This window comes from Bacillus sp. CHD6a, assembly GCF_001293645.1.
In the GTDB taxonomy this organism is placed as follows: domain Bacteria; phylum Bacillota; class Bacilli; order Bacillales; family Bacillaceae_I; genus Sutcliffiella_A.
The window spans coordinates 25,635-44,758 of the sequence record NZ_LBMD01000012.1 but is presented as its reverse complement, the minus strand read 5'-3'; the positions used below and the strand labels follow the sequence as shown (position 1 = coordinate 44,758).

Genomic DNA, 19,124 nt, shown 5'->3' with positions numbered 1-19,124 from the left:
AAAAAAGGCAAAAAGAAAGGCGCTTAAGCCTAAGATTTTTACACGAAAGCAAGTGCGGTTGGTTTGTCCGGGTCTGTGTCATACAACTCCACTTGTTCTCCCACGATAACTCCTCGTGTGGCAAGTGTTTGCTGAACAGACATCCTCGCTAAATCTTTCATGTTATTATCTTTACTTAAATGCGCCAAATAAATACGCTTCGTTTTGTCTCCCATGACATCTGCCATGGCTAGGGCTGCATCCTCATTGGATACGTGGCCGACATCACTTAAGATGCGGCGTTTGATGCTCCAAGGATAGTGTCCCATCTGCAGCATCTGCACATCATGATTGCTTTCAAAAACATAAGCGTCAGCATCGGAAATGATTCCTTTCATCCTGTCGCTCACATAACCTGTGTCGGTGATGACCACAATCTTCTTATCGCCATCATGGAAAGAATAGAACATCGGCTCTGCCGCATCGTGAGAAACACCAAAAGACTGAACATCCAGTCCTCCAAATGATTTCACCTGTTCTATTTCAAAGTTGAATTTTTGCTCTGTCGGGATGACCCCCACCAGGCCGTCCATTGCCTTCCAAGTTTTTTCATTGGCATAAATCGGGAGCTTGTACTTTCTCGCAAGTACGCCGAGTCCCTTAATGTGATCACTATGCTCATGTGTGACCAAAATGCCAGATAGGTCTTCTATCTTTTTGCCTATCCCATTAAACAGTTCTTGCATTTTTTTGCCGCTCAAACCAGCATCTATTAATAAAGAATGCTCCTCTGTTGCGACATAAATTGCATTTCCTGTGCTGCCGCTTGCAAGCACGCTAAAATGCAGGCTCATGTCACTTCACTCCAATGTTCGTTCATCTTTTTTTATCACAGATCCTTCAAACGCGTTAACGTAAAAATCCTCTTTTTCATTGACGACAATATGCCACGTGGGGATTAGCACATGGGAATTTGTGTAGTCTACAAGGGTGTAATATCCAAGCTGAACATTACCTACTTCGCTCCCCGGCTTCAAATCCCCTGTTTTATACAGATTATATAGTGCATCCAGTACAGAAATGACGTCCTGTTCTACATCCATTTTTTCCGTATCTAGTATATAGGTTTGTTTATAAGAAATTAGTTCGTTTAATTCGTTGAGATATGCTACCACCATTGCACTTTCATTGCTATAAATATTTTTCCCATCATACTGTTGAAAGAAAACAAGGGTCCTGTTTTGTGGATTAAATCCCCAGAATTCATATTTCTCCCCAAACAGTATTTCTTCTTTAAAGATAGTCTCTAATCTGGTGATCATATTCATCTCAGGTAAAGGGATTGGTTCTTCCCATGTTGCAATGAGATTGATGTCGTCTAGAATTTCCGCCTTCTGCCCATTTTCCGCCAATTTCTTAGTATCCTCTTCTGTAAAAACGTAGCTGTTTCCACTGATGTAACTAGCTTTGTTTGGCGCCTTTGGCAATTGACCATATGAGATTTCATCTACCTTGAACTGCTCTTCCATTGAAGCTTCCGCCAAGATTTCTAGCTGATTGCTCTCCCTTTTTTCAAGAATTTGAAAAACAAGAAATATATTCAGAATGAGGAAGGTGATGATGAAAATGGTTTTGGTTCTTCTCCAATCCATTTTATATTCCCCCTTCCAAATCATCGCTAGCAGTAAAGTTTAACTTGTTCCATGCATTATTTTCCTTGTACACCCAAATCGGCTCAATGATATAAACATCGGATTCTCTTCTCAATTCATATCCGACTCGTATGTCCTCGATATTTCTGGTGTCATTGAAGTTGTCGAGCTCCCGCTTTACATCTTTTCCAGAGGGGATGTTTGTCGCAATGGATTTCCATGAAAGAAATTCAAAAACAGGCCTAACATATTCATAAATCTCATTATTTCTCCATGACTGTGAGATATCTGCAACACCTTTTTCAGCAAAATAATAGATTGGATAATCCCCAATAAACATTCTATAAACAATGCTATGATCATTCGTGCTGCTCGTCCAATTATCAAGTTTGAAGCGCTCAGGTTGTCCTGTCCACCCGCTGTGTTCGTTCACAAATTCAATTCCCCGTTCAATCACATTAAAGTCCATGGAATTCCCAAGCCCTGTATTTCCTGGATTAACGTAATGCAGGTTATTATTGGGACGGGATACACTCATCAAGCTGGAATCATCACGATACACTATTCCATCTGTTACTTGATCTCGTGTCACGATGCTCGGATTGCTGAATAAGGCATTCTTGAAATCTTCTGGGTTTAATTGTTTAGCGTAGTAGTATCCTGTTCGTACTTTTGGTGATTGTTCCGGAAAAAACACATACCGATTTTCATCCACTTCTTCATAAATAAATGTCGGTAATATTTTTGCCGTCTGGTAAAAAGTCCGAGACAACTCACTGGTAGACAGATTACGGACTCTTGCTTGATACACTTTCTGGTCATCATACTGAACCAAATAAATAATTGGTTCACTTCCTAATGTTTTTCCCGAAAAATCGATGAGAATCCTGTTTATAGAAATATTCGGGGGAATTTCATTATCACTAAAGCCCGTAATATATCTAAATGTTTGTAAAGGGATGGTTGTAGGAAACACAACCTCCATTTTTTCACTGCCATGCATGAAAGAAAAGAAATCTTCTTCCGAATAACTTGTGGCTATTTGTATATCGAAAAGGCTCCATCGTCCCAATTCTTCCATAAATAAATTAAGATCTGCCAGTTCCTCTGTTCCATGATGAACACCATCAAAATGGTATAACAGTTTGCTAGGTTGTAAAAGCTGTCCTATTTCCTGCTTTTCATTAATTTCCACTTCACTAATGGTACTATCCCGTTTGTCTAAATAATCGAAGTCGGGTTGATAGGTCCATAAATTCCAGGTGAGAATCAAGCTTGTCAGTACTAGAATGGTTAAAACAAGCGATTTAATATTTTCATATTTCATTCCCAGTCACCTTCTTGCTCTTCCTCGGAAATTGGAAGGGTAAAGTAAATAGTTGTTCCTTTTCCTTCCACACTAGAGGCCCAGATGTCTCCATCATGCGCTTGAATCATTTCTTTTGCTATCGCTAAGCCAAGACCGGTACCCCCAAGCATCCTTGTTCTTGCTTTATCGACCCGGTAAAAGCGTTCAAAAATCTTATTAATATCCGATTTTGGTATTCCTACCCCTTGGTCACTGATACTGACCAAAATTTGATTAGCAGCCTCTTCAATATCTACAGTAAACGTAATAGTACCACCTTCAGGCGAATACTTCATCGCATTGGAAATGATATTATCTAATACTTGCGTTATTTTATCTGCGTCAATGGAGACCAAAATAGGTTGGTTTGGCATGCTTCTGACGAAATCTACTTTTTGAGACTTAGACATTTCAAAACGATCAATAATTTTATTAAAAAACTCCACAAAATCGACGCTGTTTTTATAGAAGTTATAGTCTCTTGAATCCATTTTAGACAGTTGCAACAAATCATTTACCAAACGGATCATCCGCTCCGTTTCCGTTTGAGTAACATCTAGAAACCTTGGAGCAATCTCATCATCCTGCCACGCACCGTCTGCCAACGCCTCTAAATAGCTTCTCATCGTGGTCAATGGCGTCCTCAATTCATGCGACACATTAGCAACAAACTCTCTCCGTTCAAGATCTATTTTCTCTTGCTCCGTAATATCGTGTAAAACCGTTATTAAACCATTGATAAAGCCAGTTTCCTTTTGAATGATGGAATTACTAGCACGCAAAATGTAACGCTCTTTTTCTGTACTAAAGTCCAAGATGAGGGATTCTTGTTCTGATACGAGATGATCAAACGAGTGCGTCTCTTCAATGCCAAGTACCTCTACAATCGGTTTGTTTAGTACTGTTTCACGTGAAACGTTTAACATTCCAAGGGCTGGCTCATTAATCAAAATAATTCTGCCTTTCCTGTCTGTCGCAAGAACTCCATCTGTCATATGGGACAAGACTGAGCTTAATTTCCTTCTTTCCCCCTCCGTAGTCGCCTGTGCTTCTTGAAGCTTTTTCGTAAGGTTATTAAAGGATAAAGCCAATTGACCTATTTCATCATCACCATAAATATTAACTTTCCTTGAGAAGTTACCTCTTGCCATTTCAAGTGCTTGTTTCCTCATATCAGACATTGGCCTTGTAATGGTTTGGGCAAGCAAGACACCAAGAACTGCTGTGACCGCAAGCGCTATGGTTGTCCCAGTTGCAAAGATGCTGTTGATCTGACGCATTTGGGCATAGACCTTTTCCATAGATGCTTCCAAGTATATGGCGCCAATAATGTCTTGATTGTTGGATTTGACGGGCGCTGCAATAAGTTTCAGACGATTTTGAGTTTCCGAATCAATAACGGTCTTATTCGACATCTGTCCTACTACTAATGCTCGTTTAACCAGCAATATCGTCGTCCTTTTTCCTACACTTGACTGATTGTAGGGATCAGAGGTTCCGAGGACCTTGCTTTGGTTATTCGTGATGCGAATTTCTTCTATATCCTCCATTGTGACGTCCTGCAACACCGTGCGGATATCCTCTTCAATGGTTGGGGTTGTATCATCACGCTGTTTTTTAATCTCCTGCTCAATACTATAAGCAAGTAAATGAATTCTTTCTTCTAATGATTCATTAAAGTTACTCGTCAGCTGACTCTCCAGCTTGCTTACAAAATACACCCCGATAATCTGCATCGCAATAAGGATGAGCAAAACGTAAATCAACACAAATTTAAGATGAATGGAACGAAAAAAACCTACCTTTTTCATGTAAATTATTCCTGCTCAGTTTGTCGCAGGTAATAGCCAACTCCTCTTCTTGTTACAATCCATGTCGGGTGACTAGGGTTGTCTTCAATTTTCTCACGCAAGCGACGAACCGTTACGTCCACTGTTCGTACATCTCCAAAATAGTCATAGCCCCAAACAGTCTGTAAAAGGTGTTCACGTGTCATGACCTGGCCGATATGCTTCGCTAGATAATGCAGCAATTCAAACTCACGGTGAGTCAGCTCAATCATATCTCCCCTTTTGGTTACCATGTAAGCATCAGGGTGGATCACAAGGGAACCAATTGCAATCTCCGATGGTTCTTCTGTATCCGCAGCTTTCTGTTGGTGACGTCGCAAATTGGCCTTTACCCTCGCAATTAGTTCACGGGTGCTAAAGGGCTTTGTAACATAATCATCCGCCCCTAGTTCTAATCCAAGCACCTTATCTATCTCCGAATCCTTTGCAGTCAGCATGATGATTGGCATTTCATATTTCTTACGTACTTCCCTGCAAACTTCCATTCCGTCTCGCTGAGGCAGCATAATATCTAAAAGGATTAAATCAGGGCGCACTTCCTCCACCTTATTGACCGCCTCTTCCCCATCATAGGCACAATACACCTCATATCCTTCTTTTTGAAGATTGAACTTCAATATATCTGCAATTGGTTTTTCGTCGTCTACTACAAGTATTTTCTTTTCCATATGGTTTCGCTCCTTCTCAGCATCTATCTATTCTTATCTGTTAGTATGGCTCTTTTCCAAAGATTGTTGCCATTTTACAGTGAAAAGTCGGCAACTAACCGTAATGATGATAAAAAACATTCTACTTCTTACTTTACCATGTACAGCGAGGTAGCGCATCTATTATGAGAAAGCTCCAAAAAGTACATGCGAAACATAAAAACCTCTAGCTCACTTATCAAGTTGCTAGAGGTTCCATGTATGTGTTTAGTTGTTTAAATACTGCATTGGATCTTTTAATTTGCCATCTTGGTATACTTCAAAGTGTAAATGAACACCTGTAGATTGTCCTGTCGTACCCATAATACCAATCTTTGCACCACGAGAAACAGTTTGTCCAACTGAAACGCTGATCGTATCCAGATGAGCATAAGTTGTTTTCATCCCATTTTGGTGGTTAATGACTACTTTATTTCCATAACCGCCGTCCCAGCCAGCTGATTCAATGACTCCATTGTCCGCTGCCTTAATGGTACGGTCGCTTGGGCGAGCAATATCGATCCCTTTATGCATTTTCCCCCAACGGTGACCCATTTTACTGGAAATATAACCGCCAACTGCTGGCCATGCAAGGGATCCGCTGCCACGAGAAGGGATCACTTTCGTACCTTTTACAACGATATGCTTCACAGGTTCTTTCAATGTTTCTTCATGAGTTACTTCCGTCTTGATGGTCATACCGTTTTCTTTCGTAGTGATAGTTCGGACATTTTTCTCTCCGTTTTCACCTTGTTGCTTCACTTTCGTTTCTCCCTTAGGAAGTTCTTTATCTTCCACAACTTCCTGCTCGTAAGGGATTTCTTCGTTTTTAGAAGCTTCTTCTTTTACTTGTACATTCAAATAAGGTTTTTTTGCTGAAACATTTAGCACCTTACCGACCTTCAGTAAAGTATCCATTGCAATATCAGAATTCATCTCCAGTAATTCTTCTGAAGAAAGCTCATGTTTCTCCGCGATATCTCCTAAAGAATCTCCTGCCTGTACTTCATACTTCTCAGCTTGCTTTTTGCCGTTTTTAATTAGTTCCACGGCTTCATCTACAGATACAACTTGTTTAGGATTAACACTTTTATCACTGAATGAAACTTTTTCAGAAATAGTTACGTCTAATACACGAGACTCATTTTCTTTCAACTCAGGAAGCTTGGACACTTGGTTATCTTGTTGTTCTTCTAAAGCCTTCAAGTCTTCTTCAGAAACAAACTCTAACTTTAACAACTCAACAACCTTTTCCGCTTCTTCCTTGTCTTTAACAAGAACCACTTCTTCTCCGTTAATGGACAGTGCAGAAGCGCTAGCTTTCACTTCTACTTGCTCTACTACTGTATCGATCGTCTCTTTGTTCTGAGCAGAAGGTCTAAATACTTTCTCAGGTATAACTGATACTTGTTCTCCTACTGAAAGCTCCAGGTCCTTATGGTCTTTCTGAACAGACTCCACTTTAGCTTCTAGCGCCTTGTCTAACTGTGTCTTATCATCGACTGCACCAACACGCTCACCATTTAAATACACATGATAAACCGTTCCAAGCAGTGAATTCTCACTAGCATGAACTGCCACTGCGCCAAGTGTAATAGTAGAAGCAGCAATAGTGGTAACCATTACTCTCTTTGTAAAAGTAGAAAGGCGATTTTTTTGAGATCTATGTTTACTATTTTGTTTTTCGGTGTATGTACTATATATACGCTTTAATCGGTTCATCATGGTCTTTCTTTCCCCCTGATTTCTTCCCCGTTCTGTAAACAGTTTTATTTAGGTGACCTAGACTTCTCGTCTTAGGACTATTGATACCCATTTAAAATTTCCGACTACTTTACCATACCATAGGTTCATAAACAAATAGAATACTAGAACAAAAGATGTAATATAACTGTATTATTGTTGTCATATTTAGGCGATTTATAGGGGTTTTTCCTTATTAAGGGATAAAATATGGGTAATTCTACATAGTTTTGTCTTTTGATCTGGAAGTGGAGGAGAATTTCTCCTGTTATGTTACAGCGGGGTAACAGGATGTGTTACGGGTTATGGTGGTGGAGAGTGTTTGTTGGCCTTTTGATGGGCTTTTTTTGTTACTTCGGGCTTTAATGGTGCTTCTATCAGATAGGTGATAGAGGTTTGTTAGGGATTTTAGTGATTTTGGATTATAGGAGGCTTCTATTGGACAATTCTGGGGGTTTGCTAGTGATTCGGGCATAGAGAGGGCTTCTATTAGACAATTGACGGGGACTTGCTTCCGTTTCGGGCTTAGAGAGGGCTTCTATTGGACACTTGACGAGGATTTGCTTCCGTTTTGGGCTTAGAGAACGCTTCTATTGGACACTTAACGGGCTTTTGCTTACGTTTCGGGCTTAGAGAGGGCTTCTATTGGACAATTGACGGGCTTTTGCTTACGTTTCGGGCTTAGAGAACACTTCTATTAGACACTTAACGGGCTTTTGCTTACGTTTCGGGCTTAGAGAACACTTCAATCGGACACTCGACTTCCGTTTCGTCCATACAGAGAACGCTTCTGAAATAAATTGGACTTCTCAATATTTTATTGCAAAAAAACAGCACATTCATTAACAAAATGAACGTGCTGTTTTGAGATGGCTCGGGACGGAATCGAACCGCCGACACATGGATTTTCAGTCCATTGCTCTACCAACTGAGCTACCGAGCCGAATATATAGTTGTCGTAACAATATGATATGCACTCGCACCATCACCCAAATTTTAACGTTCAAAATTTGTGCGCTGTAGCAATGCTTCGAAGCTTACTCGATCGTGCTCTACCAACTGAGCTACCGAGCCTAACACTCTAAAAGAGAAATAAATATGTAAATGGCGGTCCCGACCGGGATCGAACCGGCGATCTCCTGCGTGACAGGCAGGCATGTTAACCGCTACACCACGGGACCTAAAAGTATAAATGGTGACCCATACGGGATTCGAACCCGTGTTACCGCCGTGAAAGGGCGGTGTCTTAACCGCTTGACCAATGGGCCTAACTTTTTTGAAATAAAATGGTGTGCCATGAAGGACTCGAACCTTCGACCCTCTGATTAAAAGTCAGATGCTCTACCGACTGAGCTAATGGCACCTCTTACTAATTTCGCCTGATGTAACTTTAAATCTCTTTTGACGACGTTTTTAATAATAGCATACTATTAATAAATCTTGCAATAACTTTTTTAAAAAAATATTAACTTCTATAAAACTTACTAAAAGTCTCCCAATAAAAAAATACTAATTATATGTAATGAAGACACTTTAAAGCATGAGACTTCACTAACAATGACTTCATTTGGTTCATGAAGACACGTTGGTGGAAATATTATTGTCGTAAGAGTCATCACCCAAACAATGATAACACTTTTACATGAAACTCTCCTGCAAAAGTGCCATCATAAACTTATCAATCCTAGAAATCAACAGCTCAACAAGTATCATGCCACATAAAAAGCCCCCACTAAGGAGGGCTTCAAACAAAAATCAATTACTTCGCATACACACTGCGTACCACGTTCGTCTGAGAGCGATCTGGCCCTACAGAGAAGATGGACAATGGAATGCCTGTAAGCTGAGATACACGCTCAATATAATGACGAGCATTCTCAGGAAGCTCACTTAAGCTTCTAACGCCTGTGATGTCTTCTGTCCACCCTGGCATTTCTTCATATACCGGCTCACATTCAGCAAGTACTTTCAAGCTTGCAGGGAATGCTTCCATCACTTTACCTTTGTATTTGTAAGCTACACAAATTTTCAGTGTTTCAATACCTGTTAATACGTCGATGGAGTTCAACGAAAGGTCTGTCATTCCACTTACGCGGCGTGCATGGCGAACAACGACACTGTCAAACCAACCTACACGGCGAGGACGTCCTGTTGTTGTCCCATACTCTCTTCCTACTTCACGGATTTGGTGACCAATTTCGTTGTCTAGTTCTGTTGGGAAAGGACCATCTCCAACACGAGTAGTGTAGGCTTTCGCTACCCCTACAACGTGGTCGATTTTAGAAGGACCTACTCCAGATCCAATCGTAACGCCACCAGCTACTGGATTGGAAGAAGTTACGAATGGGTATGTTCCTTGGTCAATATCAAGCATAACCCCTTGAGCCCCTTCAAAAAGGACGCGGCGGCCGTCATCAAGCGCATCGTTTAGCACAACGGAAGTATCCGTTACGTATTTTGCAAATTGTTGTCCATACTCGTAGTACTCATCAAGAATATCTTCTAATTGGAAGCCTTCTGTTTCGTACATTCTTTCGAGTAAACGATTTTTCTCAGCTAAATTGTGAGCAAGCTTCGCTTCAAAAAGTTCGCGGTCCAGCAAGTCGGCAATACGGATACCAACACGAGCTGCTTTGTCCATATAAGCTGGTCCGATACCTTTTTTCGTTGTACCAATCTTGTTTGCACCTTTGCGCTCTTCTTCCACCTCGTCCAATTTCAAGTGATATGGAAGAATAACGTGCGCACGGTCTGAAATGCGCAGGTTGTCTGTGCTCACACCGCGGTCATGCAAGTATTTTAATTCTTTGATTAATGCTTTCGGATCTACAACCATACCGTTTCCAATGACACAGATCTTGTCGCTATAAAAAATTCCAGAAGGTATTAAGTGTAATTTATAAGTTTCACCGTTAAATTTAATTGTGTGTCCTGCGTTATTACCACCTTGGTAACGCGCAATCAGCTCGGCATTCTCAGAAAGAAAATCGGTAATCTTCCCTTTTCCTTCGTCTCCCCATTGTGTTCCTACTACGACTACTGATGCCATAGTCCGTACACCTCCACTAAATATGTAACTTTTATTCTTTTTGAACCAAAGTAAGTTTATCAGCTGCTCACTAGAAAGTCAACCTAAACACGAACGTTACAGAAATTTAATATTATATTTGTTCGTAATTAAGACGTAAAACTTCTAATAACAGTTTATAAAGTATAAAAAGGCACCTACATGACGTAGATGCCTTTTATTATGCCCCTGGAGGAACGGATTCATCATCAAATCGCCGCTCCAAATTAACAAATTTATTATATTCTTTTACGAAAGCCAAGGAGACCGTCCCAACAGGACCATTACGCTGTTTCGCCAGGATGATCTCAATGATGTTTTTGTTTTCACTTTCTTTGTCATAATAGTCATCACGATATAGGAAACCAACGATATCGGCATCCTGCTCGATACTTCCGGATTCACGAATATCGGACATCATTGGACGCTTGTCTTGACGCTGCTCCACGCCACGCGAGAGCTGAGATAGGGCAATTACAGGGACCTCTAGTTCCCTTGCTAATGCTTTTAGGGAACGGGAAATCTCGGAAACTTCCTGCTGACGGTTCTCTCCACCGCCGCGTCCGCTACCTTGAATTAATTGCAGATAGTCAATCAGTATCATTCCAAGGCCGCTCTCTTGTCTTAGACGACGGCATTTGGAACGTATCTCACTGACACGGATACCTGGCGTATCATCAATGTAGATACCAGCATTAGATAGGCTTCCCATTGCCATTGTCAGCTTGCTCCAATCTTCAGCGGTCAACTGGCCTGTCCTTAAATTCTGCGCATTGATATTTCCTTCTGCGCAAAGCATCCTCATGACCAGCTGCTCAGCACCCATTTCCAGACTGAAAATCGCGACATTTTCTCTAGCTTTTGTAGCAACGTTTTGCGCAATGTTCAAGGCGAATGCCGTTTTACCAACGGAAGGACGGGCAGCAATAATTATTAAGTCGTTTCGCTGGAATCCTGCCGTCATTCTATCCAATTCCGTAAAGCCTGTCTCAATTCCTGTGACTTCCCCTTTACGATTGTGAAGGGTTTCTATATTATCGTAAGTTTTAACGAGTACATCCTTGATGTTTTGGAACACACCGGAGTTTTTTCGTTGGGAAACTTCAAGTATTTGTTTTTCCGCTTCGTTCAATAAGCCCGCTACTTCATCTTCCCTGCTATAGCCTTCTTGGGCAATGTTGGTTGCGGTACGGATCAGACGGCGAAGAATGGACTTTTCTTCTACAATCTTTGCGTAATACTCTATATTGGCTGCAGTCGGCACCGAACCTGCTATATCACTCAGGTAAGATACCCCTCCAACTTCTTCTAAAAGCTTTAAGTTTGCAAGCTCAGATGTGACTGTGACGAGATCGACCGGTTCGCCCCGGTCGGAAAGATTCAGCATGCAGTCATATATCTTTTGATGGGCAGCGCGGTAAAAGTCATCTGGCATGACAAGCTCAGACGCCAATGTCAGAGCAGACGGTTCTAAGAAAATGGCCCCGATGACCGCCTGTTCCGCTTCTATATTTTGCGGTGGTATTCTATCTTCAAAAATATCACTCACCCTTGTTCCTCCTCCCAGAAAACGAACCTTTTAAAGCCTCTCATAAAGAAAACTCGGCGAGATTGCCGAGCGCTTTTCTTACTTCTGTTCAGTTACATGCACTTTTAAGGTCGCTGTAACGTCTGTATGCAGTTTTACAGGTACGTTTGTATAGCCTAAAGCGCGAATAGCATCATTTAGCTCCATTTTGCGCTTGTCGATCTTTATTTTATGCTTCTTTTGAAGCTCTTCTGCGATTTGTTTCGTCGTGATGCTACCGAATAAACGGCCGCCCTCACCTGCTTTTGTTTGGAACTCAAGCGTCAGCTTTTCCAACGTCTCTTTTAATTCCTTCGCGTTATCTAGCTCTTGTTCTGCTTCTTTGGCTTCTTTGTTCTTTTGAGCTTCCAATGATTTAAGGTTACCATTTGAAGCCTCCATCGCCAACCCTTGTTTTAGTAGAAAATTATGGGCATACCCATCTGCCACGTTTTTCACTTCGCCTTTTTTGCCTTTGCCTTTTACATCTTTTAAAAATATTACCCTCATTCCTTGGAACCTCCCTCTAAGTACTCTATTAATGCTTGTTTCAGTTTTTCTTCTGCTTCATCAATGGTCGTATTCATTTGTGTGGCTGCATTTGTCAGATGCCCGCCGCCGCCAAGGTTCTCCATGACAACCTGCACGTTGACATCCCCGAGCGATCTTGCACTGATGCTTACCTGGTCCCCATTCCTGTGGGCGATGACGAAAGATGTATTAATGTCACTCATCGCAAGCAGTGTGTCTGCAGCCTGTGCAATCATCACCTGGTCAAACGACTCTTCAGGTACACCTTTTGCAATAACTATGCCTTCTTGGTACAAATACGCGCTTTCTATCAATTTGGCACGTTTTACGAAACGGTCTAGATTTTCTTTTAACAGTTTTTGCACAAGGATTGTATCGGCTCCTTGAGAACGTAAGTAAGATGCTGCATCAAATGTACGGGAACCTGTACGGACCGTGAAGCTTTTCGTATCTACTATTATACCAGCTAACAGGGCGGTCGCTTCAAGCATTGTGATTTTGATGCGTTTTGGCTGGTATTGCAAAAGCTCTGTCACAAGCTCTGCAGTAGAGGAAGCATAAGGCTCCATATAAACAAGCAACGGATCCTCAATAAAGTCCTCTCCACGTCTGTGGTGATCAATCACAACCACATTATCTATTTTATTTAACAACTTTTCCTCAATTACAAGAGAAGGTTTATGTGTATCAACCACCACCAATAGTGTATCGCCTGTCGCTACTTCAAAAGCATCTTCTGGTGAAATAAACTTCTCCCAAAGTTCACTATGACCTTTTAACTCTTCTAACAACCGATGAATGCCAGCATCAATTTCCTGCTGATTTAACACAATATACGCATCCTTGTGATTGAGTTCCGCCACTTTGGCAATACCAATAGCCGCTCCAAGTGCGTCCATATCTGGGTAGCGATGACCCATGATAATTACCTTATCACTTTCATGTATCAGTTCCTTCAACGCATGGGAAATGACGCGTGCACGTACTCGTGTCCGTTTTTCCATTGGATTTGTTTTTCCACCATAGAAACGGACCTTTCCATTCGTTTGTTTGATGGCTACCTGATCGCCTCCGCGCCCCAACGCAAGGTCCAAACTAGATTGGGCGAGGTGACCAAGCTCAGGAAGCGAAGGGACTCCTGTACCAATACCAACACTTAATGTAAGTGGCATGCTTTGCTTGGATGTTTGTTCACGAACTTCATCCAAAATGGAAAACTTATTCTTTTCCAATTGCACTAGAATATGTTCATTTAATACGACAATAAAACGTTCCATGGACGTTCTTTTTAAGAATACGCCGTTTTCTGTGGACCATTTATTAATAATGGAGGTCACCTGGCTGTTGATCGCACTTTTCGTCTGATCATCCATTCCCTGTGTCACTTCATCATAATTGTCTAAGAAGATGATACCAAGTACCGTCCGCTCGTCTTCATATAATTTTTCAATATGAGTCTGTTCCGTAATGTCAAAAAAGTAAATGAGTCGTTCCGCTTTCTTAATGACTACTTTATATTTCCGATCATGCAGTGCAATGGTTTCCGTTTCAATATCCTGCTTTAAAAGAGGAATCAAGTTTTCCCCAACATCATATAACGACCTCCCTACCAGGGTTTCCTCATGGAAACAGGAGGCGAGGAATGGATTAGTCCATTCAATTTGATAATCGTCATTATAAAGCATGATACCAATCGGCATCTCCATTAATGCTTCTTCTCCGACCTTTTTTAACCGGTAGGAAAGGGTGGAGATGTACGTTTCCATTTCTTTTTTAGCCTTTTGTTCCACTTTGATGTAAAGATATACAACCAAGCCCAGGAGCAGAAAGCTGACAATCCCTATTTGCCATTGGAAAAACACAATTATCCCAAGTTGTATCAGTGCGATGACAAACAATAAATAGACGGGATAACGCAGATTCAGTTTTTCAAAATAATTAGGCATGTATGTTCAGCTCCTAATTAATAATTTAGCTCTTTATTTTCCTTGATTATTTCTCTGTATTCTTTCTCTTAATTGAAAACCGATATCTATTATTCCTACCATTCTTATTATATAGACCAAAGGAGTGATTAGGAAGGACAAAATGACCAACGTAATCGGTATCGCTTTGGAGATTTTCTTAATATGACAAAAGAAAAAAATGAATGAAAACCCTTGAACCGTCATTAATAGCATTAAAATAAAGGAAAGATTAAGAACTACCATAAATAAAGTTGTTCCTTCTTTTGGAGCCATAAGCGATAAAATGAGGACAACCAAGTAGTACCACAATAAGCTTTTTGGAAGGACTAATTCCCGAAATGGCGGGAAGGGACTAACCTTCATCTTCAGTCTTTTTAAAATAAAAACGGTTATTAGCTGCGAGAAGTATGCATGAACAAAAGAGGTCAATACCAACATGGTCGGTAATAGGTAGCTCAAATAGCCTAGGGCATCCTCAAACACTTTCAAGGCTTCTTTTGCATTCTCTTGACCAAGGGAGGTGGCAATTGCTTCTGATGCCCGCATGGACTCCCTGGTCATCTCTTGCAAAACTTCTATAAAATCAATATTAAAGAGGACAATTGCAACTACATATGCCAAAATATAATTCAGCAAAAACACCCCTGTAGCAGCGCCTAAAATCGCATAGCGACTAGCATTCTTTTGGATAAGATGACCCATCGCAAGTCCGACGGTACTAGCTGGTATGCTGAATGTTAAAGCAACTGGTGATCCGATCAGAACACTAAGCACTCCTGCAACCACGATGAGCCAAATTCCTGCCTTCCACCCGTTTCTTGCTGTATAGATGACAAATGGAACAACGAGTGCGAGAAAGGCGATCAGGCCTATGACAGGGATGAATAGTGTCATGAGAAGGAGCAGGACGTAAATACCGAGCAGTGCTGCACCTTCTGTTATATGTTTTGTTTCCTTCATAAGTATAAACCTCCAAGAACGCTTAGTTACAATATGTATAGTTTATCCTTAAGATTCTATTACAATCAAATGTTATGTTGATGATAGCGTAAACTCCCTGTTGTTCTTCGTTCCGCCTTTTGCTACAATCACCAGCTAGGAATCACAAAAAAATTTACGTTGTCAGTTTTTCAGTGACCTCGCTTTGCCTGCGGGGTCTCAAACAACCGTTACTCCCCCGCTGGAGTCTCACACCTTGCACTTCGGACAACTTGGTAGTGTTGATAATTACGCTTAATGTCTTAGTAGCAAAAAGGAAGGCAGCAAGATATTCTCTCACTGCCTTCCTTTTATTAATTCGGCTGTATTACTCACCAGATACGTATGGTAGTAATGCCATTTGACGAGCGCGTTTGATTGCGATCGTTAATTTACGTTGGTATTTAGCGCTAGTTCCTGTTACACGACGAGGTAAAATTTTACCACGCTCAGAAACGAACTTTTTCAATACATCGATGTCTTTGTAGTCGATGTGAGTGATACCGTTAGCTGTGAAATAACAAACCTTACGACGTTTGTTACGTCCACCTCTGCGTCCTCCTGCCATTTTATTCACCTCTTCTTTTTTGGATTTTTCGGCTTATAGTGCCATTTTTATAAAACGATTCCTTCTAGAATTAGAACGGCAAATCGTCATCGGATATATCAATCGGTTGGCCATCATTCTTAAATGGGTCGTCATCAACACGAGTATAACCTTGGTTGTTGTTATTGCTGCGCTGTTGGTTCTGATCATACCCAAAGTTAGGTGATGAACCATAGCCTTGATTTTGATTTGGATTAGGTCGAGAAGCATTACCAGCACCACCGGATCCTTTAGGCTCCAGGAACTGAACACTTTCTGCCACTATTTCCGTTACGTATACACGTTTTCCATCTTGGCCTTCATAATTGCGTGTCTGCACACGGCCATCCACACCAGCTAGGCTTCCTTTATTAAGGAAATTCGCTGCGTTTTCAGCTTGTTTTCTCCAAACAACACAGTTAATAAAATCAGCTTCGCGTTCGCCCTGCTGATTCTGGAACGTACGATTTACTGCCAATGTAAAAGTAGCAACCGCCACTCCACTTGGGGTATAGCGCAATTCAGGATCTTTGGTCAAGCGACCGACCAATACTACGCGATTTAACATCAGAACCACTCCTCCTTGAGACGACGTCCATAAAGAGGACAACTATTATTTTTCTTCTTTTTTCACAACGATATGACGGATGATGTCTTCGCTGATTTTAGCAAGACGATCAAACTCTTGAACTGCAGCTGGCTCAGCAGCTACGTTTACTAGCATATAGTAGCCGTCACGGAAATCATTGATTTCGTAAGCTAAGCGGCGTTTACCCCACTCTTTTGCTTCAGAAAGATCTGCACCGTTGTCAGTTAGGATCGTATTGAAACGTTCTGTAAGAGCTTTTTTAGCGTCTTCCTCAATGTTTGGACGGATGATATACATGATTTCGTACTTGTTCATCACAGTCACCTCCTTTTGGTCTAAGCGGCCCTTGGTGGGCAAGGAGCAATCAATTATAAATAATCATTACTCACAAATTAAGATTATACCAGAGGGGTGGGATTTTTGCAACATGTCCTATTGGAGTTGGTTTTTTGTGGTAGAGTGTGTTTGGGAAAATGACAAACATATGAGCTCCTTGGTACTAAGGAAACAACTATCATGGATAAATTCTTTTTAGAGTGGATATACCGTGCGTTACGATGGATAAATCTTTTTTACAATGGATATCTGTAGCCTTAGGATGGATAAAACCGAATTGTAATGGATAAACGGCTCTATGGTGAAAAAATAAAACTCAGTAAACAACTCTAATACCCGGAATCCACTGTTATGAGGTCAATTGAACAAAATAAGAGAGGAATCCCCCTCTCTCAGTCTGTACAACCCCTTAAAAAAGTTGCATATAGCGGTTGATCTTCGTTACAGGCGCTTCGCTTTCCGCGGGCGGTCCGGAAGCCTCCTCGGGCTAATGGTGGCCACTGAAAAAGTCTTGATTTGAGTATTTTTATAAACACCGCTGTTGATTTCCGCAAATGGCTTCGCTTTCCTAGGGGCTGACGTGAGCCTCCTTCGGCTACGCCTTCCACTACGATCAACTTGGTTACTGCATTACTCATAAAAAAAGAGAGGGAAAGCACCCTCTCATCTAACAAATTTTATACATTAAAACGGAAGTGGATAACGTCTCCGTCTTTTACGATGTATTCTTTTCCTTCTAGGCGGACTTTCCCTGCTTCTTTGGCAGCTGTGTGGGTACCTGCTGCAAGCAAATCTTCATAGGATACCGTTTCAGCACGGATGAATCCACGTTCAAAGTCGGTATGGATGACTCCTGCGCATTGTGGTGCTTTCATGCCTGTACGGAATGTCCATGCACGGACCTCTTGTACTCCTGCGGTGAAGTAAGTAGCAAGTCCAAGCAAGTTGTATGCTGCGCGAATCAATTGATCTAGGCCGGATTCTTTAATGCCAAGTTCCTCAAGGAACATTGCTTTTTCGTCAGCATCTAGTTCCACAATTTCAGACTCAATTTTCGCACAAACCGTAATTACTTCTGCATTGTCTTTAGCGGCAAACTCACGCACTTGTTGCACGTATTCGTTGTCGGAAGTGTCTGCTACATCTTCTTCGCCAACGTTTGCTACATAAAGGACAGGCTTGCTTGTTAAAAGGTGCATACCTTTTAAGTATTTTACCTGCTCGTCTGTCACTTCTACCGTACGTGCCGGAAGCTCATTTTCAAGCGCTTCTTTAACGAGTACAAGTACTTCATGCTCATATACCGCTTCTTTATCTTTTTGCTTTGCTAATTTTGCGACACGCTCCAGACGTTTATCGACAGATTCTAAATCAGCCAAAATTAGCTCAAGGTTGATCGTTTCGATGTCATTGATTGGGTTCACTCCACCTGAAACGTGGGTGATGTTGTCATCTGCAAAGCAACGTACCACATGGCAAATTGCATCTACTTGACGAATGTGAGATAAAAACTTGTTTCCAAGTCCTTCCCCTTTGCTTGCACCTTTAACGATACCAGCAATATCGGTAAACTCGAAGTGTGTTGGTACTGTTTTCTTTGGATTTACAAGTTCTGTTAATTTTTGCAGACGCTCATCTGGAACATCTACGATACCTACGTTCGGATCTATGGTACAGAACGGGTAGTTGGCAGATTCCGCCCCCGCTTGTGTGATTGCATTAAAAAGCGTTGATTTCCCTACGTTTGGAAGACCAACGATACCTGCTGTTAAAGCCATTTTATCCACTCCTAACTTCCGTTAACACATATTTAAACCTCCCACAATTATAGATAGAATGGGAGGAAAAGACAAGTTTATTTGAATTCCAGTTGCTCTATGTCATCACACGACAGAAGTTAGTGGTTTATTCATCTAGAAGGGGGATTTGTACGTTGCTGATTGCAAATGTCCGAAGTTTTCAGGTTTTTGTCCAAAGTTTCGGCGAAGTTGGCCGAAACTTTCACATTGTTGTCCAAAGTTTTGAATAAGTTGACCGAACAAAATTTTCAAATGACCAAAACTCGTTAATTCTTGGCTGAACAAAGCATTAAATTGTCCGAAACATACACCTTTTTCTGGGACTAAATGTCCAAACCATCTTTAGAATTGTCCGAATGGTTTTTTAGAAGTAATAATCTAATAAAAAAACCTATTTTCGAGGTCAATTCTTGCATGTTATCTGTATGTGTCAAATAAACTGTTTT

The 19,124-nt window shown here is 41.2% G+C and carries 15 protein-coding genes and 4 tRNA genes; all 19 read right to left on the bottom strand.

Translation table 11 applies throughout. The features are described 5' to 3' along the window. Positions 1–38: 38 nt before the first annotated feature. Positions 39–833: an MBL fold metallo-hydrolase gene (locus tag AAV98_RS11225; protein ID WP_060665656.1), complete on the bottom strand. Its 795-nt coding sequence runs from the start codon at positions 831–833 to the stop codon at positions 39–41. A 6-nt stretch (positions 834–839) separates the two neighbouring features. Beyond that, the gene (locus tag AAV98_RS11220) at positions 840–1,631 is read right to left on the bottom strand and encodes a two-component system regulatory protein YycI (protein WP_060665655.1); all 792 of its coding nucleotides are present in this window, start codon (positions 1,629–1,631) and stop codon (positions 840–842) included. 1 nt (position 1,632) lies between these two features. After that, positions 1,633–2,958: a YycH family regulatory protein gene (locus tag AAV98_RS11215; protein ID WP_060665654.1), complete on the bottom strand. Its 1,326-nt coding sequence runs from the start codon at positions 2,956–2,958 to the stop codon at positions 1,633–1,635. Beyond that, complete coding sequence (walK, locus tag AAV98_RS11210; protein ID WP_060665653.1) at positions 2,955–4,790, bottom strand: cell wall metabolism sensor histidine kinase WalK; 1,836 nt, start codon at positions 4,788–4,790, stop codon at positions 2,955–2,957. The genes AAV98_RS11215 and walK overlap by 4 nt, the downstream gene beginning before the upstream one ends. A 5-nt stretch (positions 4,791–4,795) precedes the next feature. Beyond that, on the bottom strand, positions 4,796–5,497 hold the full coding sequence (yycF, locus tag AAV98_RS11205; protein WP_060665652.1) for a response regulator YycF: 702 nt from the start codon (positions 5,495–5,497) through the stop codon (positions 4,796–4,798). Positions 5,498–5,743: 246 nt separating this feature from the next. Continuing rightward, positions 5,744–7,240 (bottom strand): M23 family metallopeptidase, encoded by a 1,497-nt coding sequence (locus AAV98_RS11200; protein ID WP_060665651.1) that lies wholly within the window; start codon positions 7,238–7,240, stop codon positions 5,744–5,746. Positions 7,241–8,128: 888 nt separating this feature from the next. Next, positions 8,129–8,201: transfer RNA gene (locus AAV98_RS11195), tRNA-Phe, on the bottom strand. A gap of 162 nt (positions 8,202–8,363) precedes the next feature. Next, positions 8,364–8,439, bottom strand: a tRNA-Asp gene (locus tag AAV98_RS11190). A gap of 12 nt (positions 8,440–8,451) precedes the next feature. Next, a tRNA-Glu gene (locus AAV98_RS11185) sits at positions 8,452–8,526 on the bottom strand. A 19-nt stretch (positions 8,527–8,545) separates the two neighbouring features. Next, positions 8,546–8,621: transfer RNA gene (locus AAV98_RS11180), tRNA-Lys, on the bottom strand. A 396-nt stretch (positions 8,622–9,017) separates the two neighbouring features. After that, complete coding sequence (locus AAV98_RS11175) at positions 9,018–10,307, bottom strand: adenylosuccinate synthase (RefSeq protein ID WP_060665650.1); 1,290 nt, start codon at positions 10,305–10,307, stop codon at positions 9,018–9,020. Positions 10,308–10,506: 199 nt separating this feature from the next. Then, positions 10,507–11,874 (bottom strand): replicative DNA helicase, encoded by a 1,368-nt coding sequence (dnaB, locus tag AAV98_RS11170; protein WP_060665649.1) that lies wholly within the window; start codon positions 11,872–11,874, stop codon positions 10,507–10,509. Between the two features lie 78 nt (positions 11,875–11,952). Further along, positions 11,953–12,402, bottom strand: a complete 450-nt coding sequence (gene rplI / locus AAV98_RS11165; protein ID WP_060665648.1) for a 50S ribosomal protein L9 — start codon at positions 12,400–12,402, stop codon at positions 11,953–11,955. Continuing rightward, on the bottom strand, positions 12,399–14,369 hold the full coding sequence (locus tag AAV98_RS11160) for a DHH family phosphoesterase (RefSeq protein ID WP_060665647.1): 1,971 nt from the start codon (positions 14,367–14,369) through the stop codon (positions 12,399–12,401). Before AAV98_RS11160 ends, rplI begins: the two co-directional genes overlap by 4 nt. A 33-nt stretch (positions 14,370–14,402) precedes the next feature. Next, positions 14,403–15,350: a YybS family protein gene (locus AAV98_RS11155; RefSeq protein ID WP_060665646.1), complete on the bottom strand. Its 948-nt coding sequence runs from the start codon at positions 15,348–15,350 to the stop codon at positions 14,403–14,405. 346 nt (positions 15,351–15,696) lie between these two features. Beyond that, positions 15,697–15,936 carry a 30S ribosomal protein S18 gene (rpsR, locus tag AAV98_RS11150; RefSeq protein ID WP_060665645.1) on the bottom strand — a complete coding sequence of 80 codons (240 nt, stop codon included), beginning with the start codon at positions 15,934–15,936 and terminating at the stop codon, positions 15,697–15,699. 70 nt (positions 15,937–16,006) lie between these two features. After that, a complete protein-coding gene (gene ssb, locus AAV98_RS11145; RefSeq protein ID WP_060665644.1) occupies positions 16,007–16,522 on the bottom strand; it encodes a single-stranded DNA-binding protein in 516 nt (171 codons plus the stop codon). 45 nt (positions 16,523–16,567) lie between these two features. Beyond that, positions 16,568–16,858: a 30S ribosomal protein S6 gene (gene rpsF / locus AAV98_RS11140; RefSeq protein WP_060665643.1), complete on the bottom strand. Its 291-nt coding sequence runs from the start codon at positions 16,856–16,858 to the stop codon at positions 16,568–16,570. A gap of 698 nt (positions 16,859–17,556) precedes the next feature. Beyond that, complete coding sequence (gene ychF / locus AAV98_RS11135) at positions 17,557–18,657, bottom strand: redox-regulated ATPase YchF (protein WP_060665642.1); 1,101 nt, start codon at positions 18,655–18,657, stop codon at positions 17,557–17,559. Positions 18,658–19,124 lie beyond the last annotated feature (467 nt).